We start from the raw sequence: 1,300 nt of genomic DNA, 5'->3' as shown, positions 1-1,300 counted from the left end.
GAGCAGGGTGGCGGCCGCGTCGTGGAGCAGGCGCAGCTGCGCCTCGGCGAAGTGGCCGGCAAGCGCCCGCCAGTCCTCGTCCGTCCCCTCCCCGCGGTCGCGGCCGATCATCCGGGCGAGCCGCGTCTCGCTTTCGGGCACCGACTTGCCCTTGCCGTCGCCGCTCGCCTGCTGGTCGGCGCCCTCGGGAAGGTCGCCGGTGATGCGGTGGACGTCGGCCGCGTGCGCGAAGGTCTCGGACATCAGCCGGGTGCGGCGGCCCCGGAACGGCGCATGGTCGGAAAGCGCCAGCAGCGGCGTGCGCACGACGCCGGTATAGACGAGCTCCCCCGTCTCCAGCCGCTCGGCGTCGCTGTAGCCGGCGGCGGCGGCGCGGCCTCCGACGATCGGGATCAGGTCGGCGGTGGTCGAGCCGACGTCGACGAGCAGCGCGTCGGGCACGTGCCGCCCGAGCAGGGCCGCGGTGGCGTGCCAGTTCGCCGAGGCGATCTCCGCGGCGTTCGGCTCCGCATCCCGCGGCGTGACGAAGCCGGCGCGCCCGGCATAGATTGCGACCTCGCCGGCCAGGTGCGTCGCCGCCCAGCCCGCGAGCTGCGCGACGCCGTCCGTCCGGTCGGCGAAGCAGTCGGTGAGCTCGCCGGTCATCGTCACGGCGTGCGCCGCCTCCCCCCGCGCCCAGTCGGGCAGCCCGGCGAAGGTGGCGTCGAGGGCGGGCAGCCCGCGCCAGAGCGGGCACGGCGCCTGCACCACCGCGCGGACGATGCCGCCCTCGACCAGCGCCGCCTTGACGTGCACCCCGCCGAGATCCCATCCGATCGTCCTGGCAGGGCGGGGAAGCGGATGCGCGGCGGGCAAGGGCGATCTCACTGATGGGCGACGCAGAGGGCGAGGGCGCGACGACGCCGTTCGCGGTGATTCCGGTGATCGACCTGCGCCACGGGCGGGTGGTGCGGGCACGCGCCGGCGAGCGACAGAGCTATGCCCCGATCGAGACCCCGTTGGCAAAGGGCTCGGCGCCGGCCGACATCGCCCGCGGCCTCCTCGCCGCGGTCCCGGCGCTGACGCTCTACGTCGCCGACCTCGACGCGATCGTTGACGGCACACCCCCCGACCTCGGGGCGCTGGCGGCGATCGCGCGGGCCTGCCCCGGCATCGGCCTCTGGGTCGATGCGGGCTTCGCCGAGGCGGCGACGGTCGAGGCCTTCCTCGCCGCCGGGCTCGGCCGCCCCGTGATCGGCAGCGAGAGCCAGGCCGACGAGGGCCTCGTCGTCCGCCTCGGCGACCGGGCCGTGCTCTCGCT

At 76.0% G+C, this 1,300-nt stretch carries 2 protein-coding genes; one reads left to right on the top strand and one right to left on the bottom strand.

Translation table 11 applies throughout. The annotated features are described in order from the left end of the window. Positions 1 to 855, bottom strand: an 855-nt coding sequence (locus FV223_RS27860) for a hydantoinase/oxoprolinase family protein (RefSeq protein ID WP_147729902.1), incomplete at its 3' end; no start/stop codon positions are given. A gap of 14 nt (positions 856 to 869) precedes the next feature. Here FV223_RS27860 and FV223_RS27855 point away from each other — a divergent pair. Further along, positions 870 to 1,300 (top strand): HisA/HisF-related TIM barrel protein (locus tag FV223_RS27855; RefSeq protein ID WP_246689840.1); only part of this gene is annotated, 431 nt, incomplete at its 3' end.

This window comes from Methylobacterium sp. WL116 (assembly GCF_008039455.1).
Lineage (GTDB): Bacteria > Pseudomonadota > Alphaproteobacteria > Rhizobiales > Beijerinckiaceae > Methylobacterium.
Note: the sequence above shows the minus strand (reverse complement) of the source record. Positions and strands in the feature narration are given on the sequence as shown.